General features: G+C 61.6%; 16 protein-coding genes, 2 tRNA genes and 1 pseudogene. 8 read left to right on the forward strand and 11 right to left on the reverse strand.

The annotated features are described in order from the left end of the window. Together AC1DT3_RS02205 and AC1DT3_RS02210 are read right to left on the reverse strand one after the other, a co-directional pair. Positions 1-1,108 (reverse strand): lysine--tRNA ligase (locus tag AC1DT3_RS02205; RefSeq protein WP_477463600.1); only part of this gene is annotated, 1,108 nt, incomplete at its 3' end. Positions 1,109-1,279: 171 nt separating this feature from the next. Further along, entirely contained in the window at positions 1,280-2,104 is an 825-nt protein-coding gene (locus AC1DT3_RS02210) for a transporter substrate-binding domain-containing protein (RefSeq protein WP_477463616.1), read from the reverse strand. Positions 2,105-2,210: 106 nt separating this feature from the next. Here AC1DT3_RS02210 and AC1DT3_RS02215 point away from each other — a divergent pair, with 106 nt between their 5' ends. Continuing rightward, positions 2,211-4,112, forward strand: a complete 1,902-nt coding sequence (locus tag AC1DT3_RS02215) for a glycosyltransferase family 2 protein (RefSeq protein ID WP_477463601.1) — start codon at positions 2,211-2,213, stop codon at positions 4,110-4,112. Here AC1DT3_RS02215 and AC1DT3_RS02220 read toward each other — a convergent pair. After that, positions 4,055-4,237 (reverse strand): hypothetical protein, encoded by a 183-nt coding sequence (locus AC1DT3_RS02220; protein ID WP_477463602.1) that lies wholly within the window; start codon positions 4,235-4,237, stop codon positions 4,055-4,057. The two genes, AC1DT3_RS02215 and AC1DT3_RS02220, sit on opposite strands and share 58 nt — an antisense overlap. A gap of 116 nt (positions 4,238-4,353) precedes the next feature. Between AC1DT3_RS02220 and selD the strand changes: the two genes are divergently transcribed. Together selD and AC1DT3_RS02230 are read left to right on the forward strand one after the other, a co-directional pair. Further along, positions 4,354-5,406: a selenide, water dikinase SelD gene (gene selD, locus AC1DT3_RS02225; RefSeq protein WP_477463603.1), complete on the forward strand. Its 1,053-nt coding sequence runs from the start codon at positions 4,354-4,356 to the stop codon at positions 5,404-5,406. 97 nt (positions 5,407-5,503) lie between these two features. Beyond that, positions 5,504-5,830 carry a hypothetical protein gene (locus tag AC1DT3_RS02230; RefSeq protein WP_477463604.1) on the forward strand — a complete coding sequence of 109 codons (327 nt, stop codon included), beginning with the start codon at positions 5,504-5,506 and terminating at the stop codon, positions 5,828-5,830. A gap of 20 nt (positions 5,831-5,850) precedes the next feature. On the opposite strand, the gene AC1DT3_RS02235 is transcribed toward AC1DT3_RS02230, so the two are convergent. From AC1DT3_RS02235 to fdhE, 4 genes and pseudogenes are all read right to left on the reverse strand, one after another. Further along, positions 5,851-5,946, reverse strand: a tRNA-Sec gene (locus AC1DT3_RS02235). A gap of 120 nt (positions 5,947-6,066) precedes the next feature. Next, positions 6,067-7,896, reverse strand: a pseudogene (selB, locus tag AC1DT3_RS02240) (selenocysteine-specific translation elongation factor); the annotation flags it as partial. Beyond that, positions 7,893-9,302 (reverse strand): L-seryl-tRNA(Sec) selenium transferase, encoded by a 1,410-nt coding sequence (gene selA / locus AC1DT3_RS02245; RefSeq protein ID WP_477463605.1) that lies wholly within the window; start codon positions 9,300-9,302, stop codon positions 7,893-7,895. The pseudogene selB and the gene selA, both read right to left, overlap by 4 nt. 3 nt (positions 9,303-9,305) lie before the next feature. Then, positions 9,306-10,223 carry a formate dehydrogenase accessory protein FdhE gene (gene fdhE, locus AC1DT3_RS02250; protein ID WP_477463606.1) on the reverse strand — a complete coding sequence of 306 codons (918 nt, stop codon included), beginning with the start codon at positions 10,221-10,223 and terminating at the stop codon, positions 9,306-9,308. A 221-nt stretch (positions 10,224-10,444) separates the two neighbouring features. Here fdhE and AC1DT3_RS02255 point away from each other — a divergent pair, with 221 nt between their 5' ends. Next, positions 10,445-12,148 carry a methyl-accepting chemotaxis protein gene (locus tag AC1DT3_RS02255; RefSeq protein ID WP_477463608.1) on the forward strand — a complete coding sequence of 568 codons (1,704 nt, stop codon included), beginning with the start codon at positions 10,445-10,447 and terminating at the stop codon, positions 12,146-12,148. Between the two features lie 40 nt (positions 12,149-12,188). On the opposite strand, the gene AC1DT3_RS02260 is transcribed toward AC1DT3_RS02255, so the two are convergent. Genes AC1DT3_RS02260 through fdnG form a run of 3 tightly spaced genes read right to left on the reverse strand, consistent with a single transcriptional unit; the run spans position 12,189 to position 16,911 of the window. Beyond that, entirely contained in the window at positions 12,189-12,866 is a 678-nt protein-coding gene (locus tag AC1DT3_RS02260; RefSeq protein WP_477463609.1) for a formate dehydrogenase subunit gamma, read from the reverse strand. Beyond that, positions 12,866-13,816, reverse strand: coding sequence for a formate dehydrogenase subunit beta (fdxH, locus tag AC1DT3_RS02265; protein WP_477463610.1), 951 nt, complete (start codon positions 13,814-13,816; stop codon positions 12,866-12,868). Before fdxH ends, AC1DT3_RS02260 begins: the two co-directional genes overlap by 1 nt. An 11-nt stretch (positions 13,817-13,827) precedes the next feature. Further along, a complete protein-coding gene (fdnG, locus tag AC1DT3_RS02270) occupies positions 13,828-16,911 on the reverse strand; it encodes a formate dehydrogenase-N subunit alpha (RefSeq protein ID WP_477463611.1) in 3,084 nt (1,027 codons plus the stop codon). A gap of 352 nt (positions 16,912-17,263) precedes the next feature. On the opposite strand from fdnG, the gene AC1DT3_RS02275 reads away from it, so the two are divergent. From AC1DT3_RS02275 to AC1DT3_RS02285, 3 genes are all read left to right on the forward strand, one after another. Next, positions 17,264-18,355 (forward strand): transglutaminase-like domain-containing protein, encoded by a 1,092-nt coding sequence (locus AC1DT3_RS02275; protein WP_477463612.1) that lies wholly within the window; start codon positions 17,264-17,266, stop codon positions 18,353-18,355. Positions 18,356-18,462: 107 nt separating this feature from the next. Beyond that, a complete protein-coding gene (fdhD, locus tag AC1DT3_RS02280) occupies positions 18,463-19,281 on the forward strand; it encodes a formate dehydrogenase accessory sulfurtransferase FdhD (protein ID WP_477463613.1) in 819 nt (272 codons plus the stop codon). A 144-nt stretch (positions 19,282-19,425) separates the two neighbouring features. Next, positions 19,426-20,607 (forward strand): GGDEF domain-containing protein, encoded by a 1,182-nt coding sequence (locus AC1DT3_RS02285; RefSeq protein ID WP_477463614.1) that lies wholly within the window; start codon positions 19,426-19,428, stop codon positions 20,605-20,607. A 256-nt stretch (positions 20,608-20,863) separates the two neighbouring features. On the opposite strand, the gene AC1DT3_RS02290 is transcribed toward AC1DT3_RS02285, so the two are convergent. Continuing rightward, a tRNA-Gly gene (locus tag AC1DT3_RS02290) sits at positions 20,864-20,938 on the reverse strand. A 255-nt stretch (positions 20,939-21,193) separates the two neighbouring features. On the opposite strand from AC1DT3_RS02290, the gene AC1DT3_RS02295 reads away from it, so the two are divergent. Then, on the forward strand, positions 21,194-21,893 hold a 700-nt coding region (locus tag AC1DT3_RS02295), incomplete at its 3' end, for an ABC transporter permease (protein ID WP_477463615.1).

Genomic DNA, 21,893 nt, shown 5'->3' on the forward strand with positions numbered 1-21,893 from the left:
AATGCCAGACCGGGTTGATCAACTGCGCTTTGACATCCTGCCCCGGAAACTTTTCGACGAAAGTCAGATAATCGTCTACGTGACGCGGAATGACGTCGAAGAACAGCCGCTTCGCCTCTCGCGGCTTGTTGTACATGAACAGCGCCAGACTATCTGGCGTCCCATACGTCAACCACTCGTCGATGGTAAGGCCGTTGCCCTTCGACTTCGAGATCTTCTGCCCCTTCTCGTCCAGGAACAGCTCGTAATTGAATCCTTCGGGCGGCAATCCTCCCAGCGCTTTGGCAATCTCGCCCGAGAGCTTGACGGAATCGATCAGATCCTTGCCCGCCATTTCATAGTCGACGCCGAGCGCGACCCACCGCATGGCCCAATCGGGCTTCCACTGCAGCTTGGCGTGGCCGCCGGTAACGGGCGTCTCGAAGCGCTCGCCGGTGTCCGGATCGCGCCAGACGATCGTGCCGGCCTCGACATGGCGTTCATCGAGCGGCACCTGCATGACACTACCGGTCTTCGGATGCACGGGCAGGAACGGAGAATAGCTCTGCTGGCGCTCCTGGCGAAGCGAGGGCAGCATGATCGCCATCACGGCGTCGTAGCGTTCGAGGACGGTCAGCAACGTCTTGTCGAAACGGCCGGCCTTGTAGCACTCGGTCGCCGAAAGGAACTCGTAGTCGAACCCGAAAGCGTCGAGAAATTCGCGCAGGCGCGCGTTGTTGTGATGGGCGAAGCTTTCATGGGTGCCGAATGGATCGGGGACCTGCGTCAGTGGCTTCCCCAAGGCTGCCAGCAACACGTCCTTGTTCGGCACGTTGTCCGGCACCTTGCGCAGGCCGTCCATGTCGTCCGAGAAGGCGATCAGGCGGGTCGGGATCGTATCGTTGGTGAGCACCCGAAAGGCGTGGCGGACCATGCTGGTGCGCGCCACCTCTCCGAACGTACCGATATGGGGCAGACCCGATGGGCCATAACCGGTCTCGAACAAGGCCTCCTTTTTCCCCGTTTTCTTCAATCGCTCCGCGAGTTTGCGCGCCTCCTCAAACGGCCAGGCGGTGGCGGTTTGAGCGGCTTCGACGAGAGCTGGATCGAGGGTCAGGGTCTTGGACATGATACCGGAACGATTGGAAGTAAGGGCGGCACACTAGTGCATGATCTGCGGAAGTGAAAACAGTTCGGCGTGATCGGACGCAAAACCGCATGACACATTGCTGACACGCTCTAGGAAGCGAGCCGGCCAGGGTCAATGCGACTAAACGGATTGCCCCTATGCTCTCGTGGTCTAGAACGGGCTGACAGGGAAGAAGCGCAGGTAGAGCTCGGCATATCGCCCCTCTTTCCAGAGCGCATGCAGAGCGTAGTCGAGTGCCCGCCGCAGGACCTCATCATCCTTGCGGACAAGAAATCCGATCCCCTCCCCGAAAAACCGACTCTCCAGGTAGGGACCACCCGTAAAACCACAGCAGCCAGCAGATTCCACGCCGCCCAGCCAAAGGGCGAGATTGAGTCCGTCGGCAAAGAGAAGGTCTACGTCGCCCACCTTCAGCGCGGCCTCCGCTGCCGCCAGATCGCCATATGGCTTGAGAGTCGCGCTCTTGAGAAAGCTCTGGGCGAACGCCTCATGGGCGGTGCCGGACACGACGCCGACGGCTTTCCCCGCGAACGCGACCGTATCCGCATCGGCGCCCTTCTGGTCGAGCCTGACCGCGAAGCGAGCGGGAAGTTTGAAATAGGGCCGTGTCACGGCGAACCGCTCGCGAAGGTTGGCCGTCGTCGGAATCGCGGCCGCGACCACGTCACCCTGCTTGTCCGACAACGCGTCGAGCAACATATCGAAGCGTCGCGCCTGAACGGTGCAAGTCAGGCTGAGCTTTTCACAGACCAGCCGAGCCAGTTCGACTGAAAAGCCGGTCGGATTGCCGTCGAGCCCGGTAAACCCGAGCGGTGGGAAGTCATCGTCAATCAGGAAGCGGACCGTACGGAAGCCTGTCAGATCGGGCCGTTCCAGCGGAGCCCGAGCATCCCAAAAGCTCGGAATTGCGACTCCAGCGGCCGGCGCCTGCGCCCAAGTCGGAAGAGCGAAAAGGACCAGGGCGGCGCAGAACATGCCCCCCTTGATCTGCCGACCGAACCGCGCGACGAATGTAATAACGTTCAATAGGATCAATCGCTGTCCTCATGGTGCGGTGTACACCCGGTTCCGGGAGCTATCCTTGGATATAAGGCACGGTCAAGCCGACGGAATGCCGTTCCCCTCCGGCAATCGAGCCGCACCCCTCCCGATCGAAGTCGGGTTTCTCGTCCATGACGGACTTCCTTCGAACATCCTTCATGATGCCGGGCTCATCGCGACTTTGATGGGAACGACCGCCGACCGCGTCCTCATCTCGCGCGGGTACGTCTCGGAAGACACATTCTACCGCTCTCTCGCGCGCGAGCTGGCCGTTCCGTTCATGGCGCGTCCCAAGCTCGGTCGCTCAGTCAACTTTCCGGCAAGCATCCTGGCGGGTATCGCGCCCTTACCCTCCGAGGGACTCGTCATGGCACCATCCGGGTTACAGATCAGCCGGTTGCTGCGTGACAGAAGGCGTCTCGACGGCGTCGTGTTGACGACGCCTTCCCGTCTGATGGCGGCGGTTTTCCGGCATTGCCGAACCGCGATCGCCGATTCCGCGGCTTATGCGCTGCCGGATTCACGACCTGATCTATCGAACTTCGGCAATGCGCTTTCGACAAGCCACGTCATCGGTCTCGCAGCAATCAGCTTCGGCGTCTCCTTTTCCGCCGTAACCGCGCCGATGTGGACCCTTTTCATAATCTCTGTGCTCGTGAGTCCGCTCTTTGCCGGCCTCGTTCTGCTCCGCCTCGCAGCGGCTCTTCTGCCAGCGCCGCTCGATGGCCGCCCCTCGGCCTTCCTCGTCGACAGGGACCTCCCGATCTACACGATCGTCGCAGCCCTCTATCGGGAAAAACGCGTCGCCCATCGTCTCGTCTCGGCCCTCGCCCACATCGACTACCCGCCGGAAAAGCTGGATATCAAGCTGGTGCTCGAGGCCGACGATCCCGAGACCATCGGAGCTCTGACGAGCCTATCCCTTCCAGGCTTCATGGAAGTCTTGATCGCCCCGCCGGGCCAGCCAAGGACGAAGCCTCGCGCCCTCAATATCGCGCTTCCGCTCGCGCGCGGCGCCTTGACGGTCCTGTACGACGCAGAGGACATTCCGGATCGCGATCAACTCCGCCTCGCGGCAGCCGCCTTTTCCGAAGCACCGCCAGAAATAGTGTGCCTGCAGGCACGGCTTACCATCGACAACACCCGCGATACGTGGCTCACCCGCCTGTTCACGATCGAGTACGCGACGCTTTTCGACGTCGTGAATCCGGGATTTGCGCAAATTGGCTGCCCCATTCCTCTCGGAGGAACATCCAATCATTTTCGGACCGAGGCCCTTCGCGCACTCGGCGGCTGGGACGCGTGGAACGTGACTGAAGATGCGGATCTCGGTATCCGGCTCGCCCGCTTTGGGTTCGGGGTCGGCGATCTTCCGTCGTCGACCTACGAGGAGGCTCCGACGACGTTCGCTCGCTGGATAGGCCAGCGCAGACGCTGGATGAAGGGTTACCTCCAAACCTGCCGATGTCATGCACGGCAGCCCTGGCGAGGCTTTCGCGAGTTGGGAACGTGGCGTTTCGCCGGCGCCGTCATCGTGTCTGCAGGTACGGTCGTCAGCGCTCTCGCCTATCCCCTGTTCATGGGCCTTGTCGTCGTTTTCGCGCTACGAAGCGCGTCGGTCGATCACGACCATGGCTGGATGATCGTGCGGAGCGCGAGCGTGACACTCTTCCTGTTCGGTCTCTTCGCGATGGCGCTTCCGGCCATCGTCGGGATTGCCCGCCGGCGGCTCTGGACGCTCCTGCCGTGGATCCTCGTCCTTCCGATCTATTATGCGCTGATAAGCCTCGCGGCGTGGCTCAGTCTCTTGGACGTGGCCATTTCTCCATTCGGTTGGAAAAAGACCAGCCACGGTCACGCGAGGACGTCGCGAAGTGCTCGACTTCAGAAGCACCAAGCCAGCGCCGACAGCACCATGTCGTTGAAGATCGCACCGCCCTGACGCCACCACATCAGGAGCCCCGCCGCGACGACGCAAACGACTGCTCCGGCGACGAGGGCCTTGGTGACCCGACGCTCGCGCGTACGTTCTTGGGAATGCGGCGTCGTATGGGTCGTCGTACTCATGGAGAACCTTTCCGGCTTCACTATATCAACCCATCTGCAAAAGGCGAGTTTCGCGGTGTCGCGTTGCCTCCGCGAGCCGCCTTTGCGAATATTGCGGACGCGCGTGGAGGAAGTTGATGGATACGCAACGGTTCCGGCTCACTCACCTTGCTCACGGAGGGGGCTGCGGTTGCAAACTCGCTCCCTCAGTCCTGCAGCAACTCCTGTCCGAACATCCGGTCGCGGCCCCCTACGAGCAGCTCCTCGTCGGTACCGAGACGTCCGACGATGCCGCTGTCTGGCAGCTCGACGAGGACACCTGCATCATTGCGACAACCGATTTCTTCATGCCCATGGTGGACGATCCGCGTGATTTCGGCCGCATCGCAGCCACCAACGCGATCTCGGACGTCTACGCAATGGGTGGCCGACCGATCATGGCGCTCGCTATTCTCGGCATGCCTATCGGCAAAATCGCTCCTGAAATGGTGCGTGAGATTTTGAAAGGGGGGGCCTCGATCTGCGCCGAAGCGGGGATCCCCGTCGCAGGAGGCCATTCCATCGATTGTCCCGAGCCAGTCTACGGATTAGCTGTCGTCGGCATCGCACATCCGAGCGAAATTCGACGTAACAACGGAGCCAAAGCTGGCGATGCCCTCATCCTGACGAAGGCGCTCGGTGTCGGCATCTACTCTGCCGCCTTCAAGAAGGACGCTCTATCGGCCGACGCCTATGGGGAAATGATCGCGTCGGTGACCTTACTGAACAAGGTCGGCGCCAAGCTTGCGCGCAATCCCGACGTACACGCGATCACCGACGTGACGGGTTTTGGCATTCTCGGCCACGGTCTGGAAATGGCTCGGGGCTCCGGCCTGACCTTGCGCATCGCCTTCGACGCATTGCCCTTCCTGAGCGACGCTCAAGCTCTGGTGCAGAAAGGCTTTGTCACCGGCGCGTCCCACCGCAACTGGGACAGCTACGCCGAGGGTATCCGCTTGCCTGATACCCTGGACGATTGGAAGAAGCACCTGCTGACCGATCCTCAGACGTCCGGGGGGCTCCTTATCGCTTGTGCGCCCGATCGGACGGAGGAAATCCTGCAATCCATTCATCGAGATGGTTATCTCGCTGCGCGGATCGTTGGAGCAGTCGAAGAAGGCGCGCCTCAGGTGAGGATCGGTACGGCGTGATCCGCCGAGGTGGAAACAGTTTGGATAAGGTGGAGCGTTCGGAACCCCGGCCTCGTCGAAACGTTGCTTCCGGCATCGGAGCGAAAGGAACCTAGTCATGCGCGTCGCGCTTCCAACCCTCCTGACGATCCTCGTCGCCCTATCGGCGCCAGCCATGTCCCAAACTCAACCGACTGCGCCAAAGAGCAATTGCGGCAACGCTCCGGCGACGACCAGCGCCACACAGCCGGACGCGGGCCACACCGCGTCGGGGACTTCGCCAGGAACGGCAGGCTCGACCGGTTGGACAGGCGGCACGGGCKGATCGTTTATCGGCACCACCCAGAAAGGCCCCAATCCAGCATCGAAGACCTACGACCACCCTGCGACGGCGACCGGTCTCGACCCATTGAAGTCGAGCCCAGCTCCCAATCCAAGCTGCTAACGATGAGGGCCTGCTGATATTGGCGGAAGAGAGTGGGAGTCGAACCCACCCGAGACCGGCTCGCGGCCCCACCCGGATTTGAAGTCCGGACGCCCCACCGGGGACGCTTCTCCTCCCTGACCGTCGTCGCCGTCATCACTCGCGTTGCGGCGAAAAAGATCGATCCTGTGATTGTTGATGCGACGAAGATCACCCCGACGCAAGGTCACGCCGTGGCGGTCGAAAAATTCGAGAATCTGAATGGCGACCTTGCGGCCATTGTCGACCCGGTCTCGAAATTGGGCTGCCGTAAACTGACCATTCGGCACGTTCGCGGTCAGGTCACGGATGATCACGACCATCTCACCAACGGTGTCCCGAAGGAAGAAGTGATCGTGAGCCACTTCATCGGCGCGCCCCAGACGCCCGACCACTTTGCAGAGCGCCCTGACGTCGGGTTCGGAGCGACCGAGCGACGCCGCGATGTCGCGCACGCGCGGCGGCCGAAAGCGCTCGGCGCCCGCGAGCAGGGGCGCGACCGCTTGCCATAGATGCTCTTCCTCCTCACTGAGCCGAACCTCGTGTTCCGGCAACCGGACCCACGAACCGTCGATGACGAGTTTTTTCTCGCGCACCAGGATGGCGAGCGCAGACCGAAAAACATGAGCGGGAAACCGTGGGCTTGCCTGCAAGCGCAGTCGTTCCAACCCCATCCCCTGCAGATCGGGATGCTCGGCGTGAAAGGTCGCAAGGCTCGCCAGCAATCCTTCGACAAAGCCCTTCCAAGTTGCGGCACTCAAGACGATCCCCGACGCGCCGTCGACGCACATGAGTCCGAGATCGGCAGCGAGCGTAGACGCGGACGGTTCGGACATCGCCCGATCGCGCGCAAAACGTTGCAGATCGAAAAATTGCGGTGGCGCGGAAGCAAGCGCACGCATGGCGTCGGACGGATCATCATGCGCGAGAGCCGAAAGCTGCGCCTGCCGGTCGGCACTGCGACGATGGCGGAGCGGCCCGCGCAGATCGATGAAACGTCCTCCGCCGATCGTCCGCTGTCCCGACGTATCCCGCAGGACGAACGCGTCTCCGGCAGCCGCCGCGATGGGAGCCTCCAGAACGAGCTGCACCGTCGCTTCGCCGCCTGGATGGATCGGTTCATCATCGAGAAGAACAACGCGGGCGCCGACCTCCGTCGCCGCATGGTGCAGGCGGGCGGGAAACCATTGCCCAAGCGGTTTCGTCTCGGTCGCCAGCACTCGCAAGGTGGCGTCGATCCGATCGGTCGGCGCGTGCAATTGGGGATCGAGCACCATGTCGCCGCGCGCAATGGCCTCCTTGGAGATCCCTTCTCCGCTGAGGTTCAACGCACACCGCTCGCCCGCACGGCCCTGCTCCGCAGGTCGATTTTGCGCATGGATCGAACGGACACGGGCCCAAAGGCCTGACGGGCTCAGCACGACATGATCGCCGACCGAGACGCGGCCCGACAATACGGTTCCGGTGACGATGGTCCCCGCGCCGACCAATGTAAAACTTCGATCGACCGCGAGGCGAAACAATCCGTCGGATCTGCGCACGTTCAGTGCGGTGGCGGCGTCGCGGAGGCGCTCCTTCAGGACGCCGATCCCTTCGCCGGAAACGATCGACACGGGGATGATCTCAGCCACGGCCAACCCGGTGCCGCGAACGACGGTACGGATCTGAGCGACGACCTCTTCGCGCCTATCCTGCGTCGCACGATCGACCTTGGTGAGCGCCACGATCCCGCGCGCGACGCCGAGCAGGTCCATGATCGCGAGGTGTTCCCGCGTCTGCGGTTTCACGCCGTCGTCGGCGGCGACAACAAGCAGAGCGAAATCTATTCCGCTCGCGCCCGCGAGCATCGTATGCACGAAGCGCTCATGACCAGGAACATCGACGAAACCGATCACATCGCCGCTGGCCTGGGGCCAATAGGCAAATCCGAGATCGATGGTAATTCCGCGCGCCTTCTCTTCCTTCAGGCGGTCCGCGTCGATCCCTGTCATCGCCTTGACGAGCGATGTTTTGCCGTGATCGATATGTCCCGCCGTGCCGATGATCATGACGGCGGCTCGAACGAGAGCGATTGCAGGTTCACGCCGAAAGCCGCTTCGTCCGTCATGCAACGCAGATCGAGGATCAGCGCGCCCTGTTCCACATGGCCTATCACCGGGCACGGGAGGCCCCGAAGCGCTGCCGCGAGATCGGCGAGTGCCCCGCCCCCGCCAAATGGCGTAAGAGCCAGGCCGGCACTCGGAAGGGTTTCGAGCGGCAGGGCGCCCGACCCGATCTGGCTACGACACGACACGATTTCGACTGATGCACGGATGCCGACAGCTCGCGCGACGAGCGGCGCAAGCCGCGCAGCTTGCGCCGCTATCTCATCCACCGATCGCGTCAGGCAGCGCAGAGTCGGCAGGCGCTCCGCCAACGTATCCGGATCACGGTAGAGTTTGAGCGTCGCCTCACAGATGGCAAGCCTCACCTTGTCGACACGCAAGGCCCGTTTCATCGGATTGCGGTTGATCGCGGCGATCAGATCCTTACGACCCACGATGAAGCCGGCCTGCGGTCCACCGAGCAGTTTGTCTCCAGAAAAAGTGACGAGATCTGCGCCTTCTGCGACCGCTTCGCGCACAGTCGGTTCCTTGACCAAGCCGTAGCGGGACAAGTCGACGAGGGTGCCGGACCCCAGATCGTTGACGAGGGGAACGCCCCTTTCCCGCGCGATCGCTGCGAGTTCCGACGCTGGAACCTCCGCGGTGAATCCTTCGATGCGATAGTTGGAGGTGTGAACCTTGAGCACGAGTCCCGTCTCGACCGAAAGCGCCGCACTGTAATCTTTGGCGTGCGTGCGATTGGTCGTGCCCACCTCGATGAGACGCGCCCCGGCGCGCGCCATGATGTCGGGCATGCGAAAGGCGCCGCCGATTTCGATCAGTTCGCCTCGCGAAACGATGGCGTCCTTGCCATGCGCGAGCGTATTGATGACGAGGAGAACCGCAGCCGCATTGTTGTTGACGAGTGTCGCATCCTCGGCCCCGGTCAGTTCGCAAATCAACGCGCGAACATGATCGTCCCGCTCGCCTCGCTTTCCGCTCTCGAGGTCGAACTCCAAGGCCACTGCATTCCGCATCGCCGCGACGGCCGCCTCGATGGCCTCTTCCGCGAGAACGGCTCGACCGAGATTGGTATGCAGAACGGTTCCTGTCAGGTTGAAGACCGGTCTGAGCGCGGAGCGTGAGCGCGCATTGAGTGCTTCGCTCGTGGCGATCGCGATTTGTCCGATCTCGGGCGGCATCGCGCCTGTCGATTGCAGCGCGTCTCGCGCCCGGGAGAGCGCGTCGCGAACCGCGACGGTCGCCGCTTGGCGTCCGTGGATCGCGACGAGTTCAACAACGTAAGGATGGCGCAGGACCTGATCAACGGAAGGAAGGTTTCGAAGCGCCGTGCGCGCCGTACCGTTCATGATCTAGAGCCCCAACAGGAAGGGATTGAATGCGCCGCGCCGATATTCCCCCTCGCGCAGCAGGAGGTCGAAGCCCAGGCTTGCGATGTCATCGGCAACGGGCTCGAGGGAGACGTCCTTCTGTTGGTAGAGCACTTTGACGTAGCCGCGGCAGGCATCGCAACATTCAGCCTTGATCGTGCCGGGCCCGCCTTCGATCTCCTGATAGCCGATGCCCTGGGTGGAGCTACACAGGACGCACTTGATCCGCACCACGTTCCAGAAGGTCGCGCAGAGTGCGCACGCACAATAGCGCGCGCCTTCCGCTCCCATCCAACCGACAACCAGGGAGGCCACCGGAGGGCTACCGCAACTCGGGCAGACTCCGTCGCTGACGCGCACGAGCCTGTCGGCGTCAAGCCGTGATGCGAGCCGGGCGAAATGCACCTGAAGTGCGGCCGCGATAAACGCATGCTCGGCAATGGCATCGGCGGGGATTGCGTCCGACAAGACATTTCGCACCATTGCGGCCACGCCGTCCGATGCAGCGGTCTTGATGCGCGACAAGGCGGCTTCCGCTTGCGACGGCTTGTCCAGCCTCGCCGCCCCATCGAACATCCGATCGAGCGTTTCAGCCATCACGGTATCGATCATCACCGCGTTGCGGTCGAGCGGCGGCATGCCGAATTCCCGTGCCCGCGCGACGGCGTCCGCGGACGGCAGATCCGGCTCGGGGAGCGACTCCTGAATGCGATGCTGGATGTCAGCAAGGCCGGCGACAAAACGGAGATAGGGGGCAAGGTCGCTGACATCGGCCAAAGCGCGAAGTCGCTGTGCTCGCCGCTCGAAGAGTTCGAGCGGGGCCGGTAACCTTGCGAACGGCGGCGAGGGCACACGGCCGATAATGGTCGGATCGGGCTGGATCGAACTCGGACTCGACATGGAACCTCACGAACCGCACGGGCCACGTGGCGACGGATATTGATCGGCCACTCGCAATATAGCTCGCCCGCGCGTGTTGACGAGGTCCCCTTCGCAATCCTCCGCGCGCCGGTCCTTGAGACCGGGGCACCCGACGGTGAAAATTCCGCGTTATGGCTAAGACATCCTTAGTCTTTTGTCTGTCTAGTCTGTCCAGTTCGTCAGACAGAGGCCCTCGACTCATGGCTACCCAGCACACACGGTTCAGAAGACCATCGCTCAAGATCGCCGGCCAGTTCTATGCCGGAATGGCGGCAGGAATTTTTGCCCTCGCCGCACTGGCGGTCTACGGCTCCGCCACCATCTCCAACGTTCTGGCGGAGCGCAAGGACGCGGAACTCAAGAGCTTGACGCAGAGCGTCGTCAGCATCGTCGCCGACTTGGATGGACGGGTGACCCGGGGCGAAATGACCGAGGTCGAAGCCAAGCGGCGCGCCTTGGATACGCTTCGCGCGGTGCGCTACAACGGCTCCGAGTACTTCATCGTCTTCAACTATCACAACTTCATTCTGATGCATCCGTTCGTCAAATCGCTGGAAGGCGCCGACCAATCGGACATGAAGGATGTCAACGGGACTTATCTGGTGCGTGAGCAGGTCGGCGCCGGCAAGGGCGGCGGCGGCTTCGTGTCGTATCTGTGGCCAAGACCCAACCAGAGCGAGCCATCGCCCAAACGCAGCTATGCGGTTTCCTACGAGCCGTGGAAGTGGGTGATCAGCACCGGTGTCTACGTCGATGATCTGGAAGCCATGACCGCGCAATACCGCAATCTCTTTCTGATGATCGTGGCAGCCGCCGCGATTGTCCTCGTCGGCGTGGCTTTCGGCTTGGGGCGCAGCATTTCCAGACCGATCCAGAAACTCGTCGCAAACATGCGCGGACTTGCGGATGGCGATCTCACCGTTACCGTCGAGGGAACCACGCGGAGCGACGAGATTGGCGTGATGGCGCGTGTCGTCCAGGTCTTCAAGGACGCGCTCATCGCGAAGCGGGAAGCGGATAGAGTGGCTACGGCCGAGGCAGACGCCAAGTTCCGCCGGGCGCAGGTGCTCGATGACCTCACCAAGCATTTCGAAGCCAACGTCTCCGCTCTCACCCAGGGCCTGTCGTCATCGGCGACCGAACTAGAGGCGACCGCGCAATCCATGTCCCAGGTCGCCGACGAGACAAACAACCGCTCGGTGAATGTGGCGACGGCCGCCGAGCAGACCTCCGCCAACGTTCAAACCGTCGCGGCGGCGACCGAGGAACTGTCGATCTCCATCCGCGAGATCGCCTCGCAGGTGTCGCAATCCTCACAGATCGCCGAGCGAGCGGTGGTCGACGCCAGACGCACCAATGAGACGGTTCAGACTCTCGCCTCCTCGGCGGCGAAAATTGGCGACGTCATCTCGCTGATCAACAACATCGCCGGGCAAACCAACCTCCTCGCGCTCAACGCCACGATCGAGGCGGCGCGCGCCGGGGAGGCCGGAAAGGGCTTTGCCGTCGTCGCGTCAGAGGTGAAGGAACTGGCCAACCAGACATCAAAGGCCACGGAAGAGATCTCCCACCAGATCGGCGCCGTGCAGCAGGCGACCGAGCACGCCGTCGGCGCGATCCAGCAGATTGCCACGACGATCACCGAGATGTCGCAGATTTCGGTCGGCATCGCAGCCGCCATGGAAGAGCAGGGCGCGGCCACGGCCGAGATCGCACGAAACGTTCAAGAGGCGGCGCGCGGAACGGAGCAGGTGACCGGGAACATCGGTGACGTTCGACAGGGCGCTGGCGAAACAGGGGCTGCCGCAGCTCAGGTCCTTGGTGCAGCCCAGGAACTGGCACGTCACTCCAACAGCCTCGGCGACGAAGTGACGACGTTCCTGTCGGGCGTAAAGGCCGCCTGACTGCCTACGCGGGCGCCGGTTCGCCGGCGCCCGGACCGTCCTATGTTTTGACTTTGCGCCCGCTCGCAAGGTCGCGGAGCCAGCGCCGGTGATGACGCCATGCCCAGCCGCCGGTCACCGATCCCCGCGTCATGGCACGCATCGTCCCGCGGACCCAGATGGCTGCGTAGACGTGAATGATCCAGATGCAGATGATCACGACGGCCGCCAGCGAATGGACCAGTACGGCGACGCGCTTCTGCGGGATGGTGGTGAGATCGGAAAAATACTGATCCCAGATCAGGATACCGCTTGCAATCAGCACGATGATGAGCGTCGTCATGCCCCAGAAGATGAATTTCTGGCCAGCATTGTATTTGCCGACTTCTGGCAGCCGCTCTTCATGACCGGAGAGAAGATCGCCAGCCTTCGACAACCACACCGCATCGGTCCGGTTGGGCAGATTGGCGCGCCAGAATTGAAAGAATAGGCCGGCGAAGCTGAAGAACAGAAAAACGCCGATCCAGGGATGGAGAGCGCGGGTGTTTTGCCCCCCACCGAACAACCCCGTCATGAAGAAGAGCGAGGGGTGAAAGAGCGCAAGACCGGAGATCGCGAGAAGAATGAGGCAGGTCGCTGTGATCCAGTGATTGATCCGAGCGACCGTGCGGTAGCGGTCGACCGTAACTGGGTCGCCGGGGTGAATCGCGTCGCCGGGTTCGACTTTCTCGGTCTCCATTACGCTTTGTCCTTCACCAGCTTCTCGGCGTTTTCTTCGTCATCACGCGTCACCCGGTTGGGACCGACGATTGTCGAATGGAGAAGTCCGGCAGCGGCGGCAAGGCCCATGGCGGCAAAGCCGACATACTTCGCGACGCCTTTCCACGCCTGGACGACGGGGCTGATCCGTGGATCCCTTGGAAGATTCGAATAGATCTCCGGCTGGTCGTTGTGATGCAGGACATACATCACGTGGGTTCCACCGACACCCGGCGGGTCATAGAGCCCGGCCTTGTCGTACCCGCGTGATTTCAGATCGGTGATGCGGCTGTCGGCGAGTTTCTTCATATCCTCTTTGGTGCCGAAGGAAATCGCGTGCGTGGGACATGCCTTCGCGCAGGCAGGACCCTGGCCCACCGCGACGCGATCCGAGCAAAGAGTGCATTTGTAAGCCGTGTGATCGACCTTCGAGATCCGCGGGATGTTGAACGGGCATCCCTTGATGCAATAGCCACAGCCAATGCAATTTTCATGGATGAAATCCACGATGCCGTTGGAATATTGCACGATGGCGCCGGGAGCCGGACAGGCTTTCAGGCAACCCGGATCGGCGCAATGCATGCAGCCGTCCTTGCGGATGAGCCATTCGAGATTCCCCGTCTGCGGATTATCCCACTCCGTGAAACGCATCAGCGTGAACATGTCGGGCGTCAGGTCATGCGGATTTTCGTAAACGCCGACATTCGTCTCGATCGCCGGATTGGTGTCGTTCCACTCGATACACGCCGATTGGCAGGCTTTGCAGCCGATGCAYTTCGACACGTCGATCAGTTTCGCCACCGGCTCGAGCTGCCGTGCCGGCGCCGGAACGCTGGAGGCGGAACGACGGACCAGATCCTTCTCCGAAAATTGCGGAGGTACGCTTTGGACCGGTGGGTTGCTCTGCGCTGTATGCGGGCTCGGATCCATCGCTCGTCTCCTCAGGATGTCGCCGGCCCGGTCGAGGGCTCGATGTTGACGAGGAACGCCTTGTACTCAGGCGTCTCGATATTCGCGTCGCCGACATAGGGCGTCAGGGAGTTCGGACCGAAGCCCTTTCGCGCCGCCCCCATAAATCCCCAATGCAGCGGAATGCCGACGACGTGCACCGTCTTGCCGTCACAGATGAGCGGCTTGATGCGCTTGGTCACGACGGCCTTGGCTTTCACCGAGCCGCGCTTCGACCACACCCGCACCCAGGAGCCGTTGGCAATGCCTTTCTCCGCGGCGAGCTGCTCGGAAATCTCCACGAAGAATTCGGGCTGGAGAACGGCATTCACTCTGTTGTGCTTAGTCCAGTAGTGAAAGTGCTCGGTGAGGCGGTAGGACGTCGCCGCATACGGGAACTCTTCCGAAGTCGCGAACTGCGCGACGTCGTTCTGGAAGATGCGTGCCACGGGGTTGCCACGGATCTTCGGCGCGATGACGTTCGCGATCGGCGCTTCGAACGGTTCGTAGTGAACCGGGAACGGTCCGTCACGCATCAGGCCGCGCGCGAACAGACGTGCGGTGCCTTCCTGGTTCATGATGAACGGACCGACCACGTCAGGCTTGGCGTTCAGAGCGATATCCGGAACGTCGTATCCGGACCATTTTTCCCCGTCCCACTCGATGATCTTGCGGGTCGGATCCCAGGGCTTACCTTTCAGATCGGCGGATGCGCGATTGTACAGCGTGCGTCGATTGAGCGGCCAGGCGAAGGTCCAGTTGAGATAGGCGCCCGTATCGTCGGGGTCGGAATTGTCGCGGCGGGCCATGTTGTTGCCCTGCTCATTGAAGCAACCGGAATAGATCCAGCACCCGCAAGCCGTCGAGCCGTCGTCGCGCAGCACCGAGAAGTTGACGACCTGCTTGCCCTTTTCCAGCACCACCTTGGTGGGATCGGCAGGATCGCGCAATGTGTCGACCGCGTACCCGTTGATCTCCTTCGCCAGTTCTTCAGCGGTCGGTTCGTCGGGGTTCTTGTAGTTCCAGGTGAGGTTGAGGATGGGATCAGGATAGGCACCGCCCTCCTTCTCATAGAGCGCGCGTAGGCGCCGATARATCTGCGCCATGATCCAGTTGTCGTGCTTGGCCTCGCCCGGAGGTGAACCGCCCGTCCAGTGCCATTGCAGCCAGCGCCCGGAATTGGTGAGCGAACCATCCTCTTCCGCGAAGCAGGTCGTCGGAAGCTGGATCACTTCAGTTTGAATCGCGGCAGTATCGACGTCGTTGAACTCTCCGTGGTTTTCCCAGAACCGCGAGGTTTCGGTATCGAGCGGGTCCATGGTGACCAGCCATTTGAGCTTGGCCAGGGATTCCGTAATCTTCTTCCGGTTCGGGAATGCGAGGAGCGGATTGAAGCCCTGGCAGAAATAGCCGTTCACCGCGCCATCGTGCATCATCTCGAAGATGCGCAGCACGTCGTAGGCAGGCACGTCGAGCTTCGGCAGATAGTGATAGGCGAACTCGTTTTGTGGCGTCGCCGCGTCGCCCCACATGGCTTTCTGGAAGCTCACGAAGAACTTCTTGTAGTTCTGCCAGTAGCTCGTCTGGTTGGGACGCAGGGGTTTGAAAGTCCGGCTCGACATGTAGGTGTTGAAGTCAGTCTCCTTCTCGACCGGAATGTTGAGATAGCCGGGCAGAAGATTGGACATCAGGCCGACATCCGTCAGCCCTTGGATGTTCGAGTGCCCACGCAGGGCATTCATGCCACCGCCACGCACGCCGATATTGCCGAGAATGAGCTGCAACATCGCCATCGTGCGGATGTTCTGGGAGCCTTTGGAATGCTGTGTCCAGCCGAGAGCGTACATCGACGTCATGGTCTTCGTCGGCGTCGAACATTCGGAAATCATCTGGGCCACCTTCAGGAACTTGTCCTTTGGAGTGCCGCAAATCCGTTCCACCAGCTCGGGCGTGTATGCGGCCACATGAGCCTTCAGCATGTTCCAGACGCATCGCGGGTTCTGCAGGGTGTCGTCGAGCATGACGAACCCGTCCGCGCCGATTTGGTACTCCCACGTCGAGCGATCGTAATCCCGCTTGCTTTCGTCATAGCCTGTGAAGAGGCCGTCCTTATAGACGAAGCCCTCGTTCACGAGGTACGTGGCGTTCGTGAACGCCTTGACGTAGTCCCACTGCACCTTGTCGTTCTGGATGCAGTAATTGATGACGCCGAGCAGAAACGCGATATCCGTTCCCTGCCGGATGGGCGCGTAGAAATCCGAGACTGATGCGGAGCGCGTGAAGCGCGGATCGACCACGATCAACTTCGCGCCGCGGTTCGCTTTCGCTTCCGTGACCCACTTAAATCCGCATGGATGCGCCTCGGCGGCATTGCCGCCCATGATGATGACGAGGTCCGTGTTCCGAATATCGGTCCACGAGTTGGTCATTGCGCCACGGCCAAATGTTGGGCCCAAACTGGACACCGTAGGGCCGTGTCAAACGCGCGCCTGATTGTCGAACGCGACGATCCCTGTGCACCGGACCACCTTGTACGTCAGGTAGGCCGTTTCGTTCGTCGTGGCGGACGCCGCGAGAAATCCCACCGTCGTCCAACGGTTGACGGGAACGCCCGCCCTGTTGATCGCGATGAAGTYGGCGTCCCTGTCGTCCTTGAGTAGCCGGGCGATCCGATCGAGAGCCTGGTCCCAGGACGTCCGCTCGAAGGCGTTCGATCCGGGTTTGCGGACCATCGGGTACTTGATGCGCGTCTCGGACTTGACGAAGTCCTTCAGCGCCGCGCCCTTCGGGCACAGGGTACCGCGATTGGTCGGATGGTCGGCGTCGCCCTCGATATGGACGATGTCGGCCGTTTCGCCTTTTCGGATATCGCCCTTGGAATAGAGGATGACGCCGCAGGCGACGGAGCAATACGGGCAGGTATTGCGCGTCTCCATCGTGTTCGTGAGTTTGAAGGGTCTAATCGCGGCCGCGTGAGCCGCCTCCTGTTCTCCGAAGCCGAAGGCTCCAAGAGTGGTCCCCGCAACACCCACGCCGGCCGCCGTTAGGAAGCCGCGTCGTGAGAGTTCCATATTCATGGCAACCCTCCCTTTGGTTGGATCGCTGTGCGCAGCGTTCTTGACCTGAATTTAGGTTAGATTTGAGAAATTCCAGTGTCAAATGACATTGGCGCCTCATTTCGGGGTCCAATTCCCGCGCAGACGGGGATTGACGATGGCCGTCGAGCGCGCAGAATAYGTTTGTGCCCGCCAGAACAGCTCCCGCGTGCCGGGGTCTTTCCGCGTCGATCGCATTGCAGGCCCAGAGCTGCCGCTCGCGGCCTTTTGAATCTTGCCTCCTCATTCCATCCGTCATCCAGCGAGCCTTGGGCTGCGAGCGTTTCCGACAAACGCCTCCCGCCCAGGCTGCTCACCGATCAGGAGCGCTTCCATGAAGACCCGCCGTGAGATACTGGCGACCGGCGTCGCCCTTTCCGCCGCCTATGCCATTCCGCGCAGCGCGTTCGCGCAGGCGAATACGGCGAGCGCCTGGCGGCGGTTCGCCGTGGTGACGAAACTCGATGTCGCGTCGCCGGACGGTCCTGCGCAGGCTTGGATCCCGTTGGCGAGCTTTCATTCCGACGCCTGGACACGACCGGAGAACAACACCTGGACGACCAACGCGGCTTCCGCGACCATTGTCGAGGATCCGCGCTATGGCTCGAAACTCCTTCATTTGAGCTGGAAGGCGGGAGCTATTGCGCCGTCAGTGGAGGTGACGACATTCTTTTCCACCCGCGACCGCACCTTCGAGCCGACAGCCAGCGGCCACGCACCAGCTCTCACGCCGGCGGACCAACAGCTCTACCTCGCGCCGACCGCCCTCATTCCCACGGATGGCGCCGTGAAGGCCCTCTCCGACAAGATCGTGGCCGGCTCCGATGGCGAAATTGCAAAGGTTCGCGCGATTTACGAATGGATGGTCGAAAACACCTTCCGACGCGCCGCCACACGGGGCTGTGGCGAGGGTGACGTGGCGGCCATGGTCAAGTTGAACGATTTCGGCGGCAAGTGCGCTGATCTAAACGGTCTCTTCGTGGCTCTGGTGCGCGCAGCCGGCATCCCGGCGCGCGACATCTACGGCGTCCGCGTGGCGCCTTCGAAGCTCGGCTACAAGAGTCTGGGCGCCAACACCACCAACGTGACCAAGTCGCAGCATTGCCGCGCGGAAGTCTATTTGTCGGACTACGGCTGGGTCGCGATGGATCCGGCCGATGTCCGGAAGGTGATGCTCGAGGAGACACCCGAAGGACTTGCTCTCGGCGATGCCAAGGTCGCCGCAGCGAGGAAGATGCTGTTCGGCGCCTGGGAGGGCAATTGGCTTGCCTACAACACGGCTCACGACGTGGCTCTTCCGGGTTCGAAAGGACCAGCCGTCGGCTTCCTGATGTACCCGCAGGTCGAAACCTCGGCCGGGCGACTCGACTGCCTTTCGCCGGAAACGGTTCGCTATTCGATCACGGCGAGCGAAGTCAGCATCTGAGGGCACACATTCAGGCCGTTGAATGATGGGCTGCGGTGTGTAAGCTCGAACAGCCCGCCGCCGCTGCGAGAAGCTGAGCAGCGGCCTCCGAGCCGGAGGATGTTCGATTGCCTGCCGCGACCGACGTTGCAACACTCATCGTACCATTCGCAGACGTGGATGCGACGACGGAAATCCGCGCTGTCCCGACAGAGACGCCCATCAGCCTGGTCTACGCGAACATCCCGTTCGCGGTGATGATGACGACCCCCATGGACCTGGAGGATTTCGCATACGGGTTCAGCCTGACGGAGGGAATCATCAAGGACCTCAGCGATATCCGGTCGGTGCGTATCGCAGAGGAAGAGAGCGGGATCAGGCTCGAGATCGATCTCGTGTCCGAGCGTCTCCATTCCCATCTCGCCCGCAGGCGCGCTCTTACCGGGCGCACGGGATGCGGCATTTGCGGCATCGACGATCTCGCTGCGCTGCCCCGCGCCCAACTCGGCTCAGGAACGGCGCCACGATTGTCGGCGGAAGTGATCGGTCGCGCCCTCAAGGCGCTCGACGATGCGCAACCCCTCAATCGCGAGACGCGGGCGGTTCACGGCGCGGCTTGGGCCGATCTCGACGGCAATCTCGTCGCCGTGCGCGAGGACGTCGGACGCCACAACGCGCTGGATAAGTTGATTGGCTGCCTCCTGCTCGGCGGCACCGACCCGGATCGCGGCTTCGTCATTGTCACCAGCCGCTGCTCGTTCGAGCTGGTGGAAAAGGTTGCAGCGTTCGGCGGCCGCACATTGATTGCGATCTCGGCTCCGACGTCGTTCGCGCTCGAACGCGCCCGCCTTCACGATATGACGCTGATCGGCATTGCCAGGCGCGACACGATGACAGTGTTTCACGGGTGGGAGCGGATCGACCATTTCCGAGCCGTCGAGGCATGACGAGCGCCGCGCCTAAATAAGCTTAGCCCAGGTTGATTTCGAAGCTTCCTCGTGCTTTTCCTTCCGCAACGGAATGCTCAACCTTTCAGGGTGCGCTCATGCGCATTTGCAGGTCGTAGGCCGGCGACCTCGGCAGGGCCAATCATGCGAAACAACGTTCGCCAATATAGCCTCCCGAAGTGGCGCCTGACACGCTGGCTCGTCGATGCCGGGCCCGATGTTCCACGTGATATTCGCGTCGCTCTGGTCGAGAGCCTTTTCGGAACGCTGCCGATTTTCGCGGGCGGCGTCGTCAACACGATCCTGGTTTCGACGGTAATCGCAGCGCGGATACCGGCTCCGCCCTTCCTCTTATGGCTCGCGCTCGAAATCATTCTTTGCGTGACGAGGCTCGCCGTTCTGATCGTCGCGCGACGTTCCGCCAGCCAGGGCCGTCCGACGCCGACTGATCTCTACATCGTCCTCGCGGTTCTCTGGGCGTCCAGTGTCGGTTACGGCGCCCTTATCAGCATGATGAGCGGAGACTGGGTCTCCGCGACGCTCGCCTGTCTATCGGCGGGCGCGATGGTCGGCGGCATCTGCTTCCGAAATTTCGCCGCGCCGCGTTTGGCCTCGGTGATGATCGTCCTCAGCCTTGGGCCGTGTTGCATCGGCGCCGCGTTGTCGTCCGAACCCATCCTGTTGGTCATCCTGATTCAGATTCCATTCTATCTCATCAGCATGAGCACAGCGTCGTACCGGCTCAAGGGCATGTTGGTCGATACGATGCGCGCAGAGCGGGAAAACGACCGCCGCGCCCGCCACGACGAGCTGACCGGACTTTTCAATCGCGCCGGCCTCATCAGCGTCATCGACGCGCGCGGCATCGCCGCAAACCAACCTCAGGTCAGGTGGGCGCTCCTCTATCTCGACCTGGACGGATTCAAAGCTGTCAACGATCGCTACGGCCATACCATCGGCGACCGACTGCTGGTCTCCGTCGCTGGCCGCATCCAGGGCTTCATCGGCGCTCAAGAAATCGCCGCCCGCATCGGCGGCGACGAGTTCGTCTTTCTCGGTCCGGACACGGACAACCGAGACATGCTCGAAACGGCCGATCGGCTCATCGAAGCGATCGCGGCACCCTACAACCTATCCGAGGACATCGTGGCATGGGTCGGTGTGAGCATCGGCATCGCCTACATGCCAGACCACGGAGCGACGGCACAAACGCTGCTCGAAGCCGCTGATCGAGCGCTGTACGAAGCAAAGGCGAAGGGGAAAGGTTGCTACGCGATTGCGCCGCTTCCCGAATGGCCCCGCGAGCAGGCACTATCAGCGACATAGCGTTCTGGCGGTCACGATGGCGAGCCCCGTCGCTTGGCGCTCGCCACCGGTTTGCGGCGCATCGCGTATTTCAGCAAGGCCTCGATGTTGGTTGAGCAGGAACGCTTCGAATGGTGTCGAGTATCGATAGATTATCGATGCATCTTGGTTGCCTACCGTCCAAGAGCACCACCAGGGATTGCACTCGAGCCCCCATATCCTCGAGGATACGGCAAGCGCGATTTTGACGGGCGAAGTGGTCTCTCGACGAGACTAATGGAGCGGGCGATGGGAATCGAACCCACGACATTCAGCTTGGGAAGCTGACGTTCTACCTCTGAACTACGCCCGCACAGATTCGATTTACAACGCTTCGCGGGGTGGCAGTCAACCCCATCGAGCCGCTCGCACGATGGAAACCTGGGCATTCACAGGGGGCGATCGAACCGAGAACATGGCAAAGGCCACATGCGGGTGCTCGGGAATATTTCGATGAACCTGAATTCTGAGAATTATCCATATTGGCCCCTGTCTCGCGCACGAGCCCGATCGAATTGCGACCAACACCATAACTCCTGTCCCTTTACCGCAGATGCTCAGAGCTTCATTGATCGACATTTTCCAGGCAATGAAGCGGGCCGATCTATGGCTGTTTCTGGGTTGGCATGACGTCAAGCAACGCTATCGTCGTTCGGTGATCGGGCCGTTTTGGATTACGATCGCAAGCGCGTTCTTTATCGGCTGCATGACGGTGCTCTATTCGGGCTTGTTCGGACAGGGCATAAGCACCTTCATGCCTTCAGCGGCAGTAGGCCTGGTTGTTTGGGGATTCATATCCAGCGTCCTGATCGAGGGTACGAGCGCCTTCGTGGGAGCTGGAACGACGATCAAGCAAACTCCCGTCGCACTTCCGGTCCACATCCTTCGCGTCATCTGGCTGAACGTAATCATTCTGGCTCACAATACGACAGTGATAGTCGCCGTTCTGGTGATCGCAAACATTCGGATCGGGTGGGGAATAATGCTCGTTGTTCCTGCATTCGTCGTTGTCGTTCTGAATCTGTCTTGGATGACATTGCTCCTGGCAACCTCAGGAGCGCGATTCCGCGACATTCCTGTGATCGTCTCCACATTCATCCCGGCCGCCATGCTCGTCACCCCGGTATTCTGGCAAATCAACCAGCTCCCTCCGGCCCGACAATGGATCGCCTACGCCAATCCATTCACGTATTTGCTGGAGATCGTGAGGTCTCCGATTTTGGGGAACGTGCCATCGAGCAGCATATGGTGGGGATGCACCTTCATGA

This window comes from Microvirga sp. P4_G7 (assembly GCF_056401005.1).

What these genes read in the sequence shown, in the direction of transcription:
- AC1DT3_RS02255 (WP_477463608.1), top strand. Translation starts at nt 10,445, where the DNA reads ATGGCTACCCAGCACACACGGTTCAGAAGACCATCGCTCAAGATCGCC.
- fdhE (WP_477463606.1), bottom strand. Translation starts at nt 10,223, where the DNA reads ATGTCGAGTCCGAGTTCGATCCAGCCCGATCCGACCATTATCGGCCGT.
- AC1DT3_RS02275 (WP_477463612.1), top strand. Translation starts at nt 17,264, where the DNA reads ATGAAGACCCGCCGTGAGATACTGGCGACCGGCGTCGCCCTTTCCGCC.
- AC1DT3_RS02210 (WP_477463616.1), bottom strand. Translation starts at nt 2,104, where the DNA reads ATGTTCTGCGCCGCCCTGGTCCTTTTCGCTCTTCCGACTTGGGCGCAG.
- selD (WP_477463603.1), top strand. Translation starts at nt 4,354, where the DNA reads ATGGATACGCAACGGTTCCGGCTCACTCACCTTGCTCACGGAGGGGGC.
- AC1DT3_RS02285 (WP_477463614.1), top strand. Translation starts at nt 19,426, where the DNA reads ATGCGAAACAACGTTCGCCAATATAGCCTCCCGAAGTGGCGCCTGACA.
- selA (WP_477463605.1), bottom strand. Translation starts at nt 9,302, where the DNA reads ATGAACGGTACGGCGCGCACGGCGCTTCGAAACCTTCCTTCCGTTGAT.
- AC1DT3_RS02220 (WP_477463602.1), bottom strand. Translation starts at nt 4,237, where the DNA reads ATGAGTACGACGACCCATACGACGCCGCATTCCCAAGAACGTACGCGC.
- AC1DT3_RS02260 (WP_477463609.1), bottom strand. Translation starts at nt 12,866, where the DNA reads ATGGAGACCGAGAAAGTCGAACCCGGCGACGCGATTCACCCCGGCGAC.